Consider the following 16,619-nt stretch of genomic DNA (forward strand, 5'->3'; position numbering starts at 1 on the left):
TGGGCGGGAGCCCGGCGCCCGAGGAGTACCCCCGGGCCGTCGGCTCCCTCCCCAGTCCATGACGCGACGCTCCTCGTGCACAGCAGAAAGGCGGCACAGCTATGACTCGGGTGCTGGTGGTGGAGGACGAACTACAGCTCGTACGGGCTCTCGAGATCAATCTCAAGGCACGCAAGTACGAGGTGGACGCCGCCTCCGACGGAGGGACGGCCCTTCGGCTGGCCGCCGCGCGCCCCCCGGACGTCGTACTGCTGGATCTAGGCCTGCCCGACATGGACGGTATCGACGTGATCAAGGGACTTCGCGGCTGGAGCCGGGCGCCGATCCTCGTGGTCTCCGCCCGACGGACCTCCGACGAGAAGGTCGTAGCGCTCGACGCGGGCGCCGACGACTACATCACCAAGCCCTTCAGCATGGACGAACTGCTGGCCCGGCTTCGGGCCGCATCCCGTCGAGCTGCGGGTGCGCCTGCCACCGATGATTCGGTGATCGTCGCGACCGAGGCATTCACCGTCGACCTGCTGACGAAGACGGTCAAGCGGGAGGGGCGCGACGTCCGCCTCACCCCGACCGAATGGCATCTGCTGGAAGTGCTGATCCACCATCGCGGGCGACTCGTCGGCCAGAAGCAACTGCTGCAGGAAGTCTGGGGCCCCACCTACGGCACGCAGGCCAACTATCTCCGTGTCTATATGGCCCAGCTGCGTCGCAAACTCGAGGCAGACCCTTCGCATCCCCGGCATCTCATCACTGCCCCAGGTATGGGCTACCGCTTCGAGATGTGAGGCGCTCCGCGGTCCGGCCGACTGCGGCGGACGCGGACCTGCAAACAAGCCCCTCAACTGCAAAGATCGGAACCATGGGACGCGGCAAGCTCCGGATCTACCTCGGCGCGGCACCTGGTGTCGGCAAGACATACGCGATGCTCTCCGAGGCGCACCGCCGGATCGAACGTGGCACGGACTGTGTGGTTGCGTTCGTGGAACACCACAACCGGACCCGCACCGAAGTAATGCTGCACGGTCTCGACCAGATTCAGCGCCGCGAGATCGAGTACCGCGACACCGTCTTCACCGAAATGGACGTCGATGCGGTGCTGGAGCGCCGCCCGGCTGTCGCCCTCGTCGACGAGCTCGCCCACACCAATGTGCCAGGTTCCCGCAACGCCAAGCGCTGGCAGGATGTCGAAGAACTGCTCCAGGCGGGCATCGACGTGGTCTCCACGGTCAACATCCAGCACCTGGAGTCGCTCGGTGACGTCGTCGAGTCGATCACGGGAATACGGCAGCGGGAGACCGTCCCCGACGAGGTGGTCCGCCGCGCCGACCAGATCGAGCTGGTCGACATGTCACCCCAGGCGCTGCGCCGCCGGATGGCCCACGGCAACGTCTACAAGCCGGACAAGGTCGACGCCGCTCTCTCCAATTACTTCCGGCCCGGCAATCTCACCGCGCTGCGAGAGTTGGCGCTGCTGTGGACGGCGGACCGGGTCGACGAATACCTGCAGGAGTACCGCACCGAACACCGGGTCTCCAAGATCTGGGGCTCCCGCGAACGCATCGTGGTCGGTCTCACCGGCGGCCCCGAGGGCCGTACACTCATCCGCCGCGCCGCCCGGCTCGCCGAGAAGGGCGCCGGCGGTGAGGTGCTCGCGGTCTACATCGCCCGCAGCGACGGCCTGAGCGCCGCCTCGCCCAAGGAGCTCGCGGCCCAGCGGACCCTGGTCGAGGACCTCGGCGGCACGTTCCACCACGTCATAGGCGATAACGTCCCGTCCGCCCTGCTCGACTTCGCGCGTGGTGTGAACGCAACTCAGATCGTGCTCGGCGTCAGCCGCCGCAGGACGTGGCAGTACGCCTTCGGCCCCGGCGTCAGCGCCACCGTCGCCCGTGAGTCGGGACCCGACCTCGACGTCCACATCGTCACCCATGGAGAAGCAGCCAAGGGCAGGGGCCTGCCCGTGGCCCGTGGCGCGCGCCTGGGCCGAGCCCGGATCATCTGGGGCTGGCTCGTCGGTGTCGCAGGCCCGGTCCTGCTCACTCTCCTGCTCAACGGCGTCGCACCCGAGGTCGGCCTCGCCAACGACATGCTGTTGTTCCTGACGCTGACGGTGACTGCGGCGCTGATCGGCGGGCTCCTCCCGGCACTGGGCTCGGTCGCCATCGGCTCATTGCTGCTCAACTACTACTTCACCCCGCCGCTGCACGAGTTCACCATCGCGGACCCCAAGAACATCGTGGCTATCGTGATCTTCGTCGGCGTGGCCGTCTCGGTCGCCTCTGTCGTGGACCTGGCCGCCCGACGCACCCATCAGGCCGCCCGGCTGCGCGCCGAGTCCGAGATCCTCTCCTTCCTTGCAGGCAACGTGCTGCGTGGCGAGACGAGTCTGGAATCGCTCCTGGAGCAGGTGCGCGAGATCTTCAACATGGAGTCCGTGGCGCTGCTGGAACGCGAAAGCGACGTCGATCCTTGGACCTGCACCGGCCGCGCAGGGACGGCCCGTCCACTCGCACGCCCCGAGGACGCGGACGTGGACATGCCGGTCGGCGACCACATGGCACTGGCCCTCTCCGGCCGTGTCCTGCCCGCAGAGGACCGCCGGGTGCTGGCCGCCTTCGCCGCCCAGGCCGCCGTGGTACTCGACCGCCAGCGCCTGGTCGGGGAGGCGGAGCACGCACGTGAGCTGGCCGAGGGCAACCGCATCCGCACTGCCCTGCTCGCCGCCGTCAGTCATGACCTGCGTACGCCGCTGGCCGGCATCAAGGCCGCTGTCTCCTCCCTCAGGTCCGACGACGTGGAGTGGTCCGAGGCGGACCACGCCGAGCTCCTCGAAGGCATCGAGGCGGGCGCGGACCGGCTCGACCACCTTGTCGGCAACCTCCTCGACATGTCCCGCCTCCAGACCGGAACCGTCACCCCGCTCATCCGGGAGATCTATGTCGACGAGGTCGTCCCGATGGCGCTCGGCGGCGTACCGGAGGACAGCGTCGTTCTCGACATCCCTGAAGATCTTCCGATGGTTGCGGTCGACCCGGGCCTGCTGGAGCGCACCGTCGCCAACATCGTCGAGAACGCGGTCAAGTACGCCCCCGAAGGTGGGCCCGTGGTGGTTTCGGCCAGCGCGATCGCCGACCGTGTGGAAGTCCGGGTGACGGACCGCGGTCCAGGTGTCCCGGACGAGGCGAAGGGCCGGATCTTCGCTCCGTTCCAGCGCTACGGAGATGCCCCGAGCGGCGCCGGGGTCGGTCTCGGTCTCGCGGTCGCCCGCGGGTTCGCAGAGGCGATCGGCGGCAGGCTGACCGCCGAGGACACCCCCGGCGGCGGCATGACCATGGTCCTGACGCTCCCCGCCGCGGTCGGCCATCCCTCGGCCTACCCGGACCTCCCGGCTGCAGTCACATCCTGAAGGGGGAGCCGCGGGACGCCGTTCATGGTGCCGGCCGCGCCCCTGGAGGCCGAGCGGCCTGCTGCTCTGCTCGATCGGCGACTCCGTCGGCGGCAGAGCGCGAGCCGCCGAGCAAGCCTCGGCCATCAGCTGACCGTCTGAGGCTCGACAACAGGCAGTTACTCGGCGGTGAGTTCCATGAGCTGCTCGGCGGCGGTGGTGTTGCCCTTGTCGGCGAGGCGTCGCAGTTCGCCCATGTCGTCGAGCTCGGTGGCGAGTTCGATCAACTGATCGGTCGCGGTGGCGTTGCCGCCGTCGGAAAGACGCCGAAGCTCATCCATGTTGCCGTGCTCGGCGGCGAGTTCGATCAATTGGTCGGCGGCGGTGGTGTTGCCCTTGTCGGCGAGGCGTCGCAGTTCGCCCATGTCGTCAAGTTCGGTGGCCAGTTCGATCAGCTCGTCGACCGCAGTCTCGTCACCGTTCTCGGCCCGTTCCCGCAGGACGGACAGGTCGGAGTCAGTCATGTTTGGCAACCTTCCAATGGTCTTGGCCCGGGTCTGCCACCCGGGGCCTGGCGTGTCCCCTCCGGGCGTCTTTCTGCTATCCGCCCGGCGTGGGCAGCTTTCCCGATGCTCGAAGCTCATCGCGATGTGTATGCCACTCATCCAGCAGCGTGGGCAGTCGCTCGCCGAGGAACTCGGCCAGCGCGACCATTTCCTCGAGTGGAGCACGACGCTCCGGTGGAGCATCGGCGAGCAGCGCCAACCCCTCCCGGAACAGCGCCGCATGCTCCTCATGGATGGCGGAATCGAAGTTCTGCGGCTGCTGGCTCACCGGATTCAGACTCACCCGGTCCACCCGCTCGCCGGTGATGCGTGTTCGCCGCGCCATTCGATAGTTCTCGAGCAGTTTGACCGCACCAGTGATGGCGCTGCGGCTCGCCAACAACGCGTCGCTCAACTCATCGATCGTCTGCTGCGGCGGATCGCAGACGAACAGATACCCCAGCAGACGTCCAGCCATCGGCGGGAAGCCGTACTGGCGTGCATAAAAGCGGCCGACGTGGTCGGCGAAGATCAACTGCGAGTCCTGCGGCACACCGTCAAAGATAGCAGTTCAAACTGAGATAACAGAAATGTGTGTCATCTCAGACGCCGCCTCACCGTCATCGCGACAGGCGTCCTCGCCGCCGCCCTCCGGTCGCCCGACCTCCGAAGGCCCGGTCGACTCTGCCGTTCAGTGCTCGCCCGGCTCAGCCGACGTGGACTCGAGGGCGGCGGGCCCGGTCGGGTTCGGCCTCGCGGAGGACCTCACGGGTGACGGGGGCGACCTCGCCCTGACCGAAGAGGAAGAAACGGAGGAAGTTGGCGAAGGGGTTGCCCTCGGTCCACTCGAAGTAGATGTGCGGGGTGCAGCCGGTGGTGTCGCGGACGTGCAGGAGCAGGGCGGCGAGGGCGTTGGGGATGGAGGAGCTCTCCAGGGTCAGGACACGGTAGCGGCCGTGCAGGACTTCGCCACGTACGTTCAGGCCCGCCTCGAACTCCGAGGGGTCGAGGACGGTGACCTCGACGAAGACGAAGTCCTCTGGGGTCGGGACGTCGTTGTCGTGACGGATCTGCCCGATCTTGTCGCGGTACTCGGCCTTGTCCCGGTTGTCGGGCTCATTGGCGATGAACCGGATTCTGCGGCTGGCGACGTCGCGCACGAAACGTTCCGCCATGTCGTCCATGGTCACGCTGGTGACACGCAGCTCGAAGGCGCGGGCGAGTCGTGAAAGCAGTGAGACGAGGATGATCCCGGCGATGAAGCAGGCACCGATCTTCACGCCGTCGGGGCGCTCGATGACGTTCACGACGGTGGTGTAGAGGAAGATCACCGAGATGACGGCGAAGGCGATGGTCCAGTTGCGCTGGCCGGCCTTGCGCGCGGCGATGGTGACGGCGATGGCGGCGGAGCTGATCAGCACGAGGACGCCGGTGGCGTAGGCGCCGCCCTGGGCGTCGACGTCGGCGTCGAAGATCCATGTGACCAGGAATGCCACCAGGGTGAAGACGATCACCATCGGGCGCACGGCGCGCGCCCAGTGCGGGGCCATGCCGTACCGGGGCAGGTAGCGGGGCATCAGGTTGAGCAGCCCGGCCATGGCGGAGGCGCCGGCGAACCACAGGATGGCGATGGTGGAGACGTCGTAGACCGTGCCGAAGATGTTTCCGAGGTACTCGTGCGCCAGGTACGCGAGTGCGCGGCCGTTGGCCTGGCCGCCCGACTCGAACTCCTTCTCCGGGATGAGCACGGTGGTGATGAAGCTGGTGGCGATCAGGAACACGCTCATGATCACCGCGGCGGTGGTCAGGAGCTTCTTCGTGCCCCGGATACGCCCGGTGGGCTTCTCCTCGGTGTCGTCGGGGTCGCCTTCGACGTGCGGCATGACCGCGACGCCGGTCTCGAAGCCGGACAGGCCAAGGGCCAGCTTCGGGAAGACCAGCAGCGCGACGCCGACCATGGCGATGACGTTGCCGTGCTCGGTGGTGAGGGCGCTGGTCCAGTCGGTGACCACGTGCGCGGCGGTGGCGACGTGCCACAGGCCCACCACCACGACGACGACGTTCAGGCTCAGGTAGATCCCGACCAGCACGACGGCGACGCCGATGGCCTCCAGGAAGCCCTTGAGGAACACTGCCCCGAGCAGCGCGACCAGCAGCAGCGTGATCAGCATCTGCTTGTCGTGCAGCACATCGGTCAGGTGCGGGTTCTCCACCAGGTGGGTGGAGGCATCCGCCGCCGACAACGTGATGGTGATCAGGAAGTCGGTGGCGGCGAAGCCGAGCAGCGTCAGGACGAACAGCTTGCCCTTCCAGAACGACAGCAGCCGTTCCAGCATCGCGATCGATCCCTCGCCGCGCGGGCTCTCCTCGGCCACCCGCCGGTAGACCGGCAGCGCGCCCGCCAGAGTGACGATCACGAGCACGACGGTGGCCACCGGGGACAGGAGCCCGGCCGCAAGGGCGGCGATGCCCGGCTGATAACCCAGCGTGGAGAAGTAGTCGACGCCGGTCAGGCACATCACCCGCCACCATCGCTGCCCCTTGTGTGCGGGCTCCGGCTCGGCATGCGGTCCCTGCTGGTGCCTGGCCATGTCGGACAGGCCCTCCAGCATCCACGCCCGCAATCGACTCGTACGGGCGTGTTCGGTGGTGGCCATCTGCGTACTCTCCTGACGTGCTGCGCGGCGTGCGGATCCGGCCATCACGCGGACGGCTGCGCCAGCGTATGCAAACAGTGATCCACAGGCCCAGCGGGGGCGCACGCTGAGAGGAACGCCCCTGTCCGTCCCGGCTACTCACTGTCGCCGACGACGGCGGCAGGACGATATCAGGAGCGAATACTCAATGACATGTCGTACGACGTCTCGCGGTCGCCCTGCACGAAGGTGACACGGACGAGGGGATCGCGGGCTTCCGACCGGAGAGCACTGGCCGCTCGCTGGGCACGTCGGGCAAAGAGTTCCGCGGGGGCCCCAGCGCCGCTGACAACCCGCTGAACAAGCTGCGCAACTTACCGGCGTCCCTGGGCTGCGGCGTCTGAGGTCATCGCGTCAGGAGTTTTTAGGCGTCCGCGAGGCGCGCCTCCTCCAGGTCCAGTGAGCGTTGCAGCCGGCGGCGGGTCGTGTCGCCTATGCGGTGCTCGTCGTACAGGCGCTGGAGCTCGGCCGCCTCCACGGTGATCAGGTCGCGGCGCAGCTGGCGGTAGGTGAGGTCGGCGGATTCTGTCGGGGTCCCGTCGCCGTTGTCCTGCGCGAGCCGGTCGCGGGCGTGGTCGAGTCGAGCCGTCAGGCCGCGGCGGAGGCGGTCGAGGACGACATCCGGGACGGCTTCGAGGTCCGAGATCTCCTCCAGGCGGCTCAGCCCCGCGGTCGCCAGGCTGCAGCGGGCCTCGGCCTCCTCCCGTTCCGTGTGGTCGGGTTCCAGTGCGATGCCGGAGCGGCGGACGACCGAGGCGAGGGAGAAGCCCTGGACGACGAGGGTGGCGACCACGACCGAAGTGGTGAGGACGAGTACGAGGGGGCGTTCCGAGAGCGTGGCCCCCGCCTGTGTGGTCACCGGGATGGACAGGGCGGCGGCCAGCGGTACGACACCCCGGGTGCCGGCCCAGGTCAGCACCACAGGCACTCGCCAGTTCATGCGCTGGATGCCGCCCTTGCGCTGCACCACCGCCGACAGGGGTGCCAGCCACAGCATGCGCATGGCGATCAACGTGGCGGCAACGGAGAGCGCGTACAGCGGCCACGCCCGGTCACCGTCGGAGAGGGCGCGTACTTGGGCCGGCAAGGCCAGGCCGATGAGGCTGAAGACGACGCTCTCCAGCAGAAAGATCACGGTGCCGTAGACGGCGTGCAGCTGGAGCCGAATGCGGGCGTTGGTGAGCCGGTCGCCCCGGCCGCCCAGGACGACACCGGCCACCACCACGGAGGTGACACCCGACGCGTGTGCCGCCTCAGCCAGAACGTAGGCCGCGTACGGGGTGACGAGGGAAATCACCGTCTCCAGCACCGGGTCCTCCGTACGCCTGCGGATCAGGGCCACCACGCCCGCAACGGCCGCGCCGATGACCATGCCGCCGCCTGCCAGTAGCGCGAACTCCTGTGCCGCCGCGCCCCAGCCGACCGCCGCCGATGCCACGGCGACGCTCACCGCGACCCGGAACAGGACCAGCGATGTCGCATCGTTGAACAGGCTCTCGGCCTGGACCAGTACCTGCACCTTGGGCGGCAGCGCCAGTCGCCTGCCGAGCGCGGTGACCGCCACCGGGTCCGTACTGGCCAGCACCGCGCCCAGCACCAACGCCATCTGCCACGACAGCGGCGTGACGAGGGAAGCCACCGCGCCGACCGCTGCCGCCGAGGCCAGCACCAGGCCGATCGACAGCACCCCGACCGGCTTCCACACCGCGCGCAGTTCGCGCCAGGACAGCTCCTCGGCGCTCGCGTACAGCAGTGGCGGCAGCACGACGAGCCCGATGATCTCGGGGCTGATCTGGATGTCGGGAGTGCCCGGGAGCAGGGCGACGGCGAGGCCGGCGACCACAAGGAGGGAAGGAGCGGGGATCCGCCAACGGCGCGCGAAGGTAGCCACCACGGTGGCGAGTACCACGAGAGCCAGGACCGTCCCTACGCTGCGCATGCCGTTCCCTTGGTCGTGAAAAGGAGACCTTGTGGCTCCCTGCCGACCAGACTTCCCGGCGCACCACCTTCACCCTATCGGTCCAGGGCTCGTCAAAGTGGTGTCAACGTCCACGTGGCCGGCGCCAAGGTTGCGTCAAGGGGCCCGCCGAGCGACTCGCACAAGCGCTTCGGTAGGAGGGAAGGAACCCTTCCCTCCGGGGAGTTGATCGCCAGTGAGCGGAGCACGTCGGCTGCGATGAGTGACGTACGGGCCAACATGAGTGGCGCATGGACCGGCGGGAGTGAAGAACGGACCGGCGGCGGTGGTGTACGTCCCGGACGCCTGAAGGTCTACCTCGGGGCCGCCCCGGGGGTGGGTAAGACCTACCGCATGCTCGACGAGGCGCGACGCAGGGCGGCGCGCGGCGCCGATGTCGTCGTGGGATTCGTCGAGTGCCATGGGCGTCCCAGCACGGAGGCGATGCTCGACGGGCTGGAAGTCGTCGATCGAGCCTCCTGCTCCTACCACGGCGGCGAGTTCACGGAGATGGACCTCGCCGCAGTCCTCGCGCGCCGCCCGCAGGTCGCGATCGTCGACGAGTTCGCCCACAGCAACGTCCCTGGCGGCGGCCGCAACCCCAAGCGCTGGCAGGACGTCGAGGAGCTGCTCGCGGCAGGGATCGATGTCATCAGCGCGCTCAACATCCAGCATCTCGAATCCCTCAACGACGTCGTTGAGAAGATCACCAGGGTGCCGCAGCACGAGACGGTGCCCGATGAGGTCGTCCGCCGAGCCCATCAGATCGAGTTGGTGGACATGCCGCCCGAAGGGTTGCGCCGCCGGATGGCGCACGGCAACATCTATGCGCCCGCGAAGGTCGACGCGGCGCTCGCCAACTACTTCCGACCCGGCAATCTGACTGCGCTGCGTCAGCTTGCCCTGCTGTGGGTGGCCGACCGAGTCGACGAGTCGCTCCAGTCGTACCGCTCCGAGCACGGCATCGGTGGGGTTTGGGAGATCCGGGAGCGGGTCGTGGTCGCGCTCACCGGCGGCCCCGAGGGCGACACCCTCATCCGGCGGGCTGCCCGCATCGCCGACCGGTCGGCCGGCGGTGACCTGCTCGCTGTCCACGTCACGCGCAGCGACGGGCTCGCCGCGGGCACCTCGCACGCTTCCCTGGTCCGGCAGCGGCGGCTGATCGAGGACCTCGGTGGCAGCTACCACTCCGTGGTCGGCGATGACGTCGCCACCGCCCTGGTGGAGTTCGCGCGTGCCGAGAACGCCACCCAGCTCGTGCTCGGCACCAGCCGCCGGGGCCGCCTCGAACGCTTCGTCACCGGACGCGGCACCGGCGAGACGGTTGTCGAACTCTCCGGTGACATCGACATCCACACGGTCACGCACGAACGCGCAGGGCGCGGCACGCTGCTGCCCTCGCGCAGACGTACTCTGTCGACCGCACGCCGGATCGCGGGCCCGGTCGCCGGCCTGCTGCTGCCGGTGGCGCTCACCTTCCTGTTGGATCTGGGCGCAGCCCGGGACAGACTCAACCTCACCAGCGAGGCACTGCTCTTCCTGCTCGCTGTGGTGGGGGTGGCCTGCATAGGTGGGGTCGCGTCGGCGGTGATCGCGTCGGTGACGGCGTCCCTGCTGCTCAACTACTGGTTCATCCCGCCCATCGGGCAATTCACGTTGAACGATCCGAATGCCTTGCTGGCCCTGGCGGCCTTCGCGGTGGTGGCCGCCATAGTGGCTGCTGTCGTCGACCGTTCCCTGCGTCTGTCGCGGCGCTCGGCGCGGGCCACCGCCGAGGCGGAAACCATGTCGTCCCTCGCGGGCACCATCGTGCGCGGTGGCGCGACGATCCCGGCGCTGGTGGAACGCACCCGCGAGACTTTCGGCATGGACTCGGCGGAGCTGGTGGACGAGCCGCCCGGAGGGGACGACGTGACGGCTGTACCCGCGGGACCCGGCGCCTTCCTGGTGCTGCGCGGCCGCCCCCTCCCGTCCTCCGAACGGCGCGTCCTGGCCGCCTTCGCGGCGCACGTGGGCGCCGCCGTCGAACGGGCCCGGCTCGCCGAGGCCGCCGCCGAGGTCGAACCGGTCAAGGCCGCCGACCGGATGCGTACGGCGCTGCTGCGGGCGGTCGGCCACGACCTGCGCACCCCGCTCGCCGCCGGCTGGGCAGCCGTCTCCTCGCTGCGCAGCCGTGACGTGGAGTTCTCCGACGAGGACCGGGGCGAGCTCCTCGCCACTGCCGACGAGTCGATGGCCAAGCTGAACCGACTGGTGGAGAACCTGCTCGACCTCAGCCGACTGCAGGCAGGGGCGCTGACCCTGAACCTGCGCGCCACCACGTTCGAAGAGTTCCTGCCGGCGGCGCTGGCAGATACTCCTGAGGTCGAGGTGGGGGACCTGGAGGAGGTCCCGGCCGTGCTGGCCGACCCGCCCTTGCTGGAGCGGGTGGTCGCCAACCTCGCGGGTAACGCCGCCCGCCACAGTCCGGCCGGGCACAAGGTGCTGCTGACCGCCAGCACCCACGCAGGCCGCGTCGAACTGCGCGTCGTCGACCGCGGACCCGGCCTCCCGCCCACCGACCGCGACCGCCTCTTCGAACCCTTCCAGCGCCTCGGCGACACCGACAACACCAACGGACTCGGCCTGGGCCTGGCCCTCTCCCGGGGACTGACCGAGGCGATGGACGGCACCCTGACCCCTGAGGACACTCCCGGCGGGGGCCTGACCATGGTGCTGTCCCTGCCCTTCGCCGAGCGGGCGGAGCACCGCAGTGGTACGCAGAGCGTAGGAGGGCGGCGGGCCCCGTGAAGGACGGCTGACACCTGGTACGGCATGGGCGGCCGGCCCGCGGTACGCCAGACACACCCCACACCGCTGATGGACGCATACGGAATGTTGACGCCGAGCCCCTCGCTCACCCGGAACCGGACAGGTCCGCCCTGTCGTTCTTGACTGATGTGACGTCAACTCTCCATCTCCAAAGGGAACTTGGCCCCCGCTCTCAGCACATGGTGATCTGCGGCGACGACGGGCTCGCGCGCCGGCTCGCCGTCGAACTGGACGCCGTGTGCGGCGAGGCCGTTACCGTCGTACTGCCGTCACGAAGGGACGAGCACGGCGCCGAGATCGCCGCGATGCACCGCGACCCGCGCTCGCCCATCGAGCTGCTGGTAGCGACGCACTTGGACGAACAGACCCTGAGGGCCGCAGGCGTACAGCGTGCTGCGGCCCTCGCACTGACCTACGCCGACGACCAGGTCAACATGACCGCGGCGCTGCTGGCCCGAGGCCTCAACCCGTCCATACGCCTGGTCATCCGCATGTTCAACCGCGAGCGCGGACGCCATCTGGAACGCCTCCTGGACCGGGCAGCCGCTGAGGCCAGGGCCGGAAACGACGACGATCCCCGGCCGGACATGTCGACCACGGTGCTGTCCGACGCCGACACCGCCGTGCCAGAGCTGGTGGCCGCCGCCGCGGTCGGTTACGGCCACACCCTGCAGGTCGAGGGCAAGGTATTCCGCGGCGTCGTACGAGCCGCGGGCACGCCGCCTCGGTCGACCGATCTGGCCACACTCGCCGTGCTCTCCGGCGCGCACCAGGACGACCCGGCGAGCGACGACAGCCCCGAAACACCGGGCGAGGAAGGCACCCAGCTGCTGCCGGACACCCACACCGCCTACCACCGGCAGTTCACACACGGTCGGCTGATGCTCGAAGAGGTAACCCATCACCACGCGCCCGAGCCGGCCGCCCGGGAGCGGCGTGGCCGCGTCGGCGGCTGGCTGAGGGCGCGGCTCGCGCATCTGCCGTGGAGGGTCTTCCTCTCCCGCGAGGTCATCGCCGTCTTCGGCGCGCTGGCCGCGATCGTCGTCGCGCTCGCGGTCGCCACGGCGTTGTTCGCGCACGAGCACCCTTGGTGGAAGAACGTCTACCTGCCCTTGCTGGACATCTTCACCATGGGCGACCCGGCCACCGACGAGGCAGCGGCCCGCCGGGTGCTGCAACTGATCGCGGGCTTCGTCGGACTCGCCGTGCTCCCGCTCGTCGTGGCCGCGACCATAAACGCCACCGAGGCGTTCCGCACCGCCACCGTCGGACTTCCGCCCGCCGACGACCTCAACGACCACATTGTCGTGGTCGGTCTCGGAAAGATCGGCACCCGTGTACTCGCTCAGCTGCGCACCACAGACCACAAGGTCGTGGCTGTCGAACGGGACCCGCACGCGCGCGGCGTCGCCCTCGCCCGCGAACTCGACGTACCGCTGGTGCTGGAGGACGCCGGAGCGCCAGGTGTCCTCGACCGGGCGCGCATCCGGCACAGCAAGTCGCTGCTGGTCCTCACCCGCGATGACAGCGAGAACCTCGACATCGTGATGGCCGCACGCGAGACCACCCCGAGTGTGCGGGTGGTGATGCGGCTGTACGACGACGACTTCGCGGCCACCGTCCAGCGCACCCTGCGCGCTTCCTACCCTCAGGCCCCCACCCGCAGCCGCAGTGTCTCGGCGCTCGCCGCACCGTCCTTCGCCGCCGCGATGATGGGCCGTCATGTGCTGGGGGTGATGCCGGTCGAGCGCGGCTCGCTGCTGTTCACCGTGGTGGACGTGGCCGGGCATCCCGAGCTCGAAGGACGCTCGATCCACGAGGCGTTCCGGGAGCACGAGTGGCGGGTCCTGGCCGTCGGCTCGGCCGTGGCCCACCCCACGCCGTCCTCGACGGATACCCTCGCCGGCATCCGGTTCCGCCGACCCGGCTTCGACTGGCGCCCGTCGCACGGGCGGGTTCTGCGTGCGGGCGACCGCGTCGTGCTGGCCACGACGCGGCGTGGCCTGGACATCCTCATGACTGGGGTGCAGCCGCATCCGGCGGACAGGCGAGGATGAGGTGTGCCGCTTTTCGCCGGCATCGGTGTTGCGGCCACCCGGCCAGTCTGCAGTGCGGGACTTCGTGCGACGGGTGCGGCGGGCTCAGTCCAGGTCGGACACTTTGAACACGTTCAAGGCCGTCTCGCGGTCGATCCGCTTCGAGATCTGGCGCAGCGCGGTTGCCCCGCAGGTCAGGGAACCGCAGGCGTCGGACTTCTGGGCGTCCTCGTCGAGGCGATGCCACAGATCGGGGTTGTTCACGAGGACCTCGGGGTTGATCTCGACGCGTCCGCCGAAAGCGTCCCGCAGGCGGAGCCGTTGGGAGACGCCGTCCAGGCAGCGCACCGACACCAACACGTCGGTGCGTACCCGCTGTTCCCGCAGGAGACCCCGGGAAGCCATCCAGCCCTCGCCCGCGGTGACCCGGGCGGGGTACAGGACCACGAACAGCAGGACGGCGAGCCCCGCCCACAGTGTGCCCCGCACGATCGTGAGGCTGTCGGCCCCCCAGTCGACCAGCAGCAGAAGGCCGAGGAGCACGGCCGAGCAACGGATCGAGCTGCGGAGATCCCCTGCCCAGCGGCGGTCGTACGTCACTTCCGCGGGGGGCTCCTCGTGACTGTGGACCGCGTTGTGTCGCGCGGCGTTGCGGCGTCCCATAACGCCGACGGTAGAGCCCCTGGGGAGCCAGAACCCCGTACCTTGACGTGACCCTGATGGACCTCCTGCTCCTCTTTGACGCCCCGGTCGTGGCGGGCAACGCGACGCCGCCGGTGTCGAGCCACGGCTGTACGTGCTCGGCTACGGCGACTGGACGGGGCCGGCCTCTGCCACCCTCATCGGGGTGGGGTGCCCGGCCCGCGATGCCGTCTGGCAGATCACCGAGCTGCCGGCCTGAGTGTCTGCGGCATGCTGGAGGCATGCGGATCGAGGTCGTAGTCGTGAAGGAATGCCCGAACGAACAGCTGGCTGTCGGCCGGTTGTGGCGGGCTTTGGAGGCGGCCGGGCTGCACGAGGTCGATGTCGTCACGCGGGTGGTCACCGATCAGGCTGAGGCCGAACGCATCGGTTTCACCGGCTCCCCGACCGTCCTCATCGACGGAGAAGACCCGTTCGCAGAAGCCGGACGGACGCAGGGGATGGCCTGCCGTCTCTACCGCACGCCCGAGGGCTTGGACGGCGCCCCCAGCGTCGGCCAGCTGCACCAGGCGCTCGCGACCGCCTTCCACCACGAATCCTGATCTGGGCTCACCCGGGCCACTGCGGGACGCAATCGCTGTAGGACGTGCCCGATCATTTGCAGCAGTCGCACCCGGGACGGCAGCCGCACGCGTCGGCTCCGGTCGCTGGTATCGGCGCAGTTGCGGCCGGTGTCGCGCAACAGCCCTTGCCCTGCCAGGCGTCGCGGCCTTCCTTGACCGCGATGGCGGCGATGACGAGGGCGGCGATGGGGTCGGCCCAGGGCCAGCCGAGGGTGGTGTTGAGGACCAGGCTGACCAGGAGAACGGCGGAGAGGTAGGTGCACAGCAGGGTCTGCTTGGAGTCGGCGACCGCACTGGCGGAGCCGAGTTCGCGGCCGGCCTTGCGCTGGGCGGCGGAGAGGAACGGCATCACAGCCGGGGACAGCACGGCGATGACGATGCCGGGGATGGAACGTTCAGCCTCCCCGGTGCCGGTCAGCGCCCGGACCGCGTCGACGCTGACGTACGCGGCGAGCGCGAAGAAGGAGATGGCAATGTCGACGCCTCCGGCACTTGGACCACCCCGAGCCCGGCCGGCGCCAGCGGCCTTCGCGCCCTCGGCGAGAAGACGGCGGCCGACCGCATCGCCTACCGTGTACCGGACTTGAAGGACCCGGCCGTCCGCGCCCGCTACGCCGGCAGGCGCACCGCCGTCATCGGCTCCGGCGCCTTCGCGTTCACCGCCCCGGCCACTCTCGCCGACGTCGCGAAGGACGAGCCCGGCACGCACGTGGTGTGGATCCTGCGCCGCGGCATCAGCGGCTCCACCTTCGGCGGTGGCACCGCCGACCAGCTCCCTGCCCGCGGCGCTCTCGGCCTGGCCGCGAAGGCCGCCGTCGACAACGGCCACGCCGACGCGGTCACCGGCTTCCGCACCGAAGCCATCGAGCGTGACGGTGACGGCCGCCTGGTCCTGGTCGGCGAGGACGGACGGCGGCTGGACCCGGTGGACGAGGTGATCGTGCTGACCGGGTTCCGCCCCGACCTGTCCTTCCTCTCCGAGATCCGCCTCGGCCTCGACGAGCGCCTCCAGGCACCCACTGAGCTGGCCCCGCTGATCGACCCCAACCAGCACTCCTGCGGCACCGTCTACCCCCACGGCCACCGCGAACTGTCCCACCCCGAACCCGGCATCTACCTGGTCGGCACGAAGTCCTACGGCCGCGCCCCGACCTTCCCCGCCATGACCGGCTACGAGCAGGTCCGCTCCGTCACCGCCGCCATCGCCGGGGACACCGAAACTGCCGACCGCGTCGAACTCACCCTCCCCGAGAGCGGAGTCTGCGGCGGCGCCGGACTCTTCGACGACCCGGCAGCCGGCCAGGCCGACGGCACGGACTGCTGCGCCGCTCCGGCAGTCGCTCTCGTACAGATCGGCGCCGGCACCTCTTTGCCGATTGCAGCCACTGCCGACGAATCGTCGTCCGGCGGCTGCTGCGGAGCCTGAACCCCGGCGCCCCGGCCAACGGCCGGGGCAAACGGCGGCAGTGGGCTCGTGATTATCGAGCTCCACGGCTGACACTGTCCGGGCGCCTGCCCGGACAGTGTCCAAAGCAGGTCAGGCGGGTTGTCCGTGGCCACTGCTCGTGGGTGTCCGGCGGTTGTCCGCTGGTGTCCGCCGCTTGTCGGACACGTCCGGACACGGGTGCGCTGCTCCAGACTCCCGGTTGTTGTTGGTTCTGGGCCGCAGCGGCAGTGCAGCCGGCCCTTACGTCATCGGCGCGGCCGCCGTCGAGGTGTCGTGTGAGGACGTTCGGCCGTGTATCTCGGCTGGTCCCGGCGTGGCCTGTGACCCTGCGACCGGCTTCATCTCCACGCACCTGTCGACCGACGCGGGCAATAACCTCGTCGTCGGGGGCGATGACGGGTTGTTCGTTCCTGCGGCTGCGGGCGGGGCCTTCACCACCGGCTGCGGTCTGGGCGGCGACGGCCCGGCCGGTGCCCC

Annotated in this window: 10 protein-coding genes and 3 pseudogenes; 7 read left to right on the top strand and 6 right to left on the bottom strand. The window is 69.5% G+C overall.

Annotation, left to right across the window (positions count from 1 at the left end):
• Positions 1 to 101 precede the first annotated feature (101 nt).
• Together OHA03_RS38415 and OHA03_RS38420 are read left to right on the top strand one after the other, a co-directional pair.
• Entirely contained in the window at positions 102 to 785 is a 684-nt protein-coding gene (locus OHA03_RS38415) for a response regulator (RefSeq protein WP_267008634.1), read from the top strand.
• Between the two features lie 74 nt (positions 786 to 859).
• A complete protein-coding gene (locus tag OHA03_RS38420; protein ID WP_267008635.1) occupies positions 860 to 3,406 on the top strand; it encodes a sensor histidine kinase KdpD in 2,547 nt (848 codons plus the stop codon).
• A gap of 158 nt (positions 3,407 to 3,564) precedes the next feature.
• Here OHA03_RS38420 and OHA03_RS38425 read toward each other — a convergent pair whose 3' ends face one another.
• The 4 genes from OHA03_RS38425 to OHA03_RS38440 form a co-directional block, all read right to left on the bottom strand.
• Entirely contained in the window at positions 3,565 to 3,909 is a 345-nt protein-coding gene (locus tag OHA03_RS38425; RefSeq protein WP_267008636.1) for a hypothetical protein, read from the bottom strand.
• A gap of 76 nt (positions 3,910 to 3,985) precedes the next feature.
• Positions 3,986 to 4,483, bottom strand: coding sequence for a GbsR/MarR family transcriptional regulator (locus OHA03_RS38430; protein ID WP_267008637.1), 498 nt, complete (start codon positions 4,481 to 4,483; stop codon positions 3,986 to 3,988).
• 154 nt (positions 4,484 to 4,637) lie between these two features.
• Positions 4,638 to 6,587: an amino acid transporter gene (locus OHA03_RS38435; RefSeq protein ID WP_267008638.1), complete on the bottom strand. Its 1,950-nt coding sequence runs from the start codon at positions 6,585 to 6,587 to the stop codon at positions 4,638 to 4,640.
• A gap of 403 nt (positions 6,588 to 6,990) precedes the next feature.
• Positions 6,991 to 8,565 carry a Na+/H+ antiporter gene (locus OHA03_RS38440; RefSeq protein ID WP_267008639.1) on the bottom strand — a complete coding sequence of 525 codons (1,575 nt, stop codon included), beginning with the start codon at positions 8,563 to 8,565 and terminating at the stop codon, positions 6,991 to 6,993.
• 258 nt (positions 8,566 to 8,823) lie between these two features.
• Between OHA03_RS38440 and OHA03_RS38445 the strand changes: the two genes are divergently transcribed.
• Both OHA03_RS38445 and OHA03_RS38450 read left to right on the top strand, forming a co-directional pair.
• Positions 8,824 to 11,373: an ATP-binding protein gene (locus OHA03_RS38445; protein WP_267009617.1), complete on the top strand. Its 2,550-nt coding sequence runs from the start codon at positions 8,824 to 8,826 to the stop codon at positions 11,371 to 11,373.
• 200 nt (positions 11,374 to 11,573) lie between these two features.
• Positions 11,574 to 13,451 carry an NAD-binding protein gene (locus OHA03_RS38450; protein ID WP_267008640.1) on the top strand — a complete coding sequence of 626 codons (1,878 nt, stop codon included), beginning with the start codon at positions 11,574 to 11,576 and terminating at the stop codon, positions 13,449 to 13,451.
• 84 nt (positions 13,452 to 13,535) lie between these two features.
• Here the strand turns inward: OHA03_RS38450 and OHA03_RS38455 are convergent, their stop codons facing one another.
• On the bottom strand, positions 13,536 to 14,093 hold the full coding sequence (locus tag OHA03_RS38455; protein ID WP_267008641.1) for a hypothetical protein: 558 nt from the start codon (positions 14,091 to 14,093) through the stop codon (positions 13,536 to 13,538).
• A 118-nt stretch (positions 14,094 to 14,211) separates the two neighbouring features.
• Between OHA03_RS38455 and OHA03_RS38460 the strand changes: the two are divergent.
• A pseudogene (locus OHA03_RS38460) lies at positions 14,212 to 14,331 on the top strand (pyridine nucleotide-disulfide oxidoreductase); the annotation flags it as partial.
• A 22-nt stretch (positions 14,332 to 14,353) separates the two neighbouring features.
• Positions 14,354 to 14,674, top strand: coding sequence for a hypothetical protein (locus OHA03_RS38465; protein ID WP_267008642.1), 321 nt, complete (start codon positions 14,354 to 14,356; stop codon positions 14,672 to 14,674).
• A 52-nt stretch (positions 14,675 to 14,726) separates the two neighbouring features.
• On the opposite strand, the pseudogene OHA03_RS38470 reads toward OHA03_RS38465, so the two are convergent.
• Positions 14,727 to 15,170: pseudogene (locus OHA03_RS38470) on the bottom strand (cation transporter); the annotation flags it as partial.
• On the opposite strand from OHA03_RS38470, the pseudogene OHA03_RS38475 reads away from it, so the two are divergent.
• Positions 15,171 to 16,121: pseudogene (locus OHA03_RS38475) on the top strand (flavoprotein); the annotation flags it as partial.
• Positions 16,122 to 16,619 lie beyond the last annotated feature (498 nt).

The organism is Streptomyces sp. NBC_00154, assembly GCF_026342835.1.
GTDB lineage: Bacteria > Actinomycetota > Actinomycetes > Streptomycetales > Streptomycetaceae > Streptomyces.

Coding starts and splice junctions, on each gene's coding strand:
- OHA03_RS38415 (WP_267008634.1), top strand. CDS start 102: ATGACTCGGGTGCTGGTGGTGGAGGACGAACTACAGCTCGTACGGGCT.
- OHA03_RS38420 (WP_267008635.1), top strand. CDS start 860: ATGGGACGCGGCAAGCTCCGGATCTACCTCGGCGCGGCACCTGGTGTC.
- OHA03_RS38425 (WP_267008636.1), bottom strand. CDS start 3,909: ATGACTGACTCCGACCTGTCCGTCCTGCGGGAACGGGCCGAGAACGGT.
- OHA03_RS38435 (WP_267008638.1), bottom strand. CDS start 6,587: ATGGCCACCACCGAACACGCCCGTACGAGTCGATTGCGGGCGTGGATG.
- OHA03_RS38440 (WP_267008639.1), bottom strand. CDS start 8,565: ATGCGCAGCGTAGGGACGGTCCTGGCTCTCGTGGTACTCGCCACCGTG.
- OHA03_RS38445 (WP_267009617.1), top strand. CDS start 8,824: ATGAGTGGCGCATGGACCGGCGGGAGTGAAGAACGGACCGGCGGCGGT.
- OHA03_RS38450 (WP_267008640.1), top strand. CDS start 11,574: ATGGTGATCTGCGGCGACGACGGGCTCGCGCGCCGGCTCGCCGTCGAA.
- OHA03_RS38455 (WP_267008641.1), bottom strand. CDS start 14,093: ATGGGACGCCGCAACGCCGCGCGACACAACGCGGTCCACAGTCACGAG.
- OHA03_RS38465 (WP_267008642.1), top strand. CDS start 14,354: ATGCGGATCGAGGTCGTAGTCGTGAAGGAATGCCCGAACGAACAGCTG.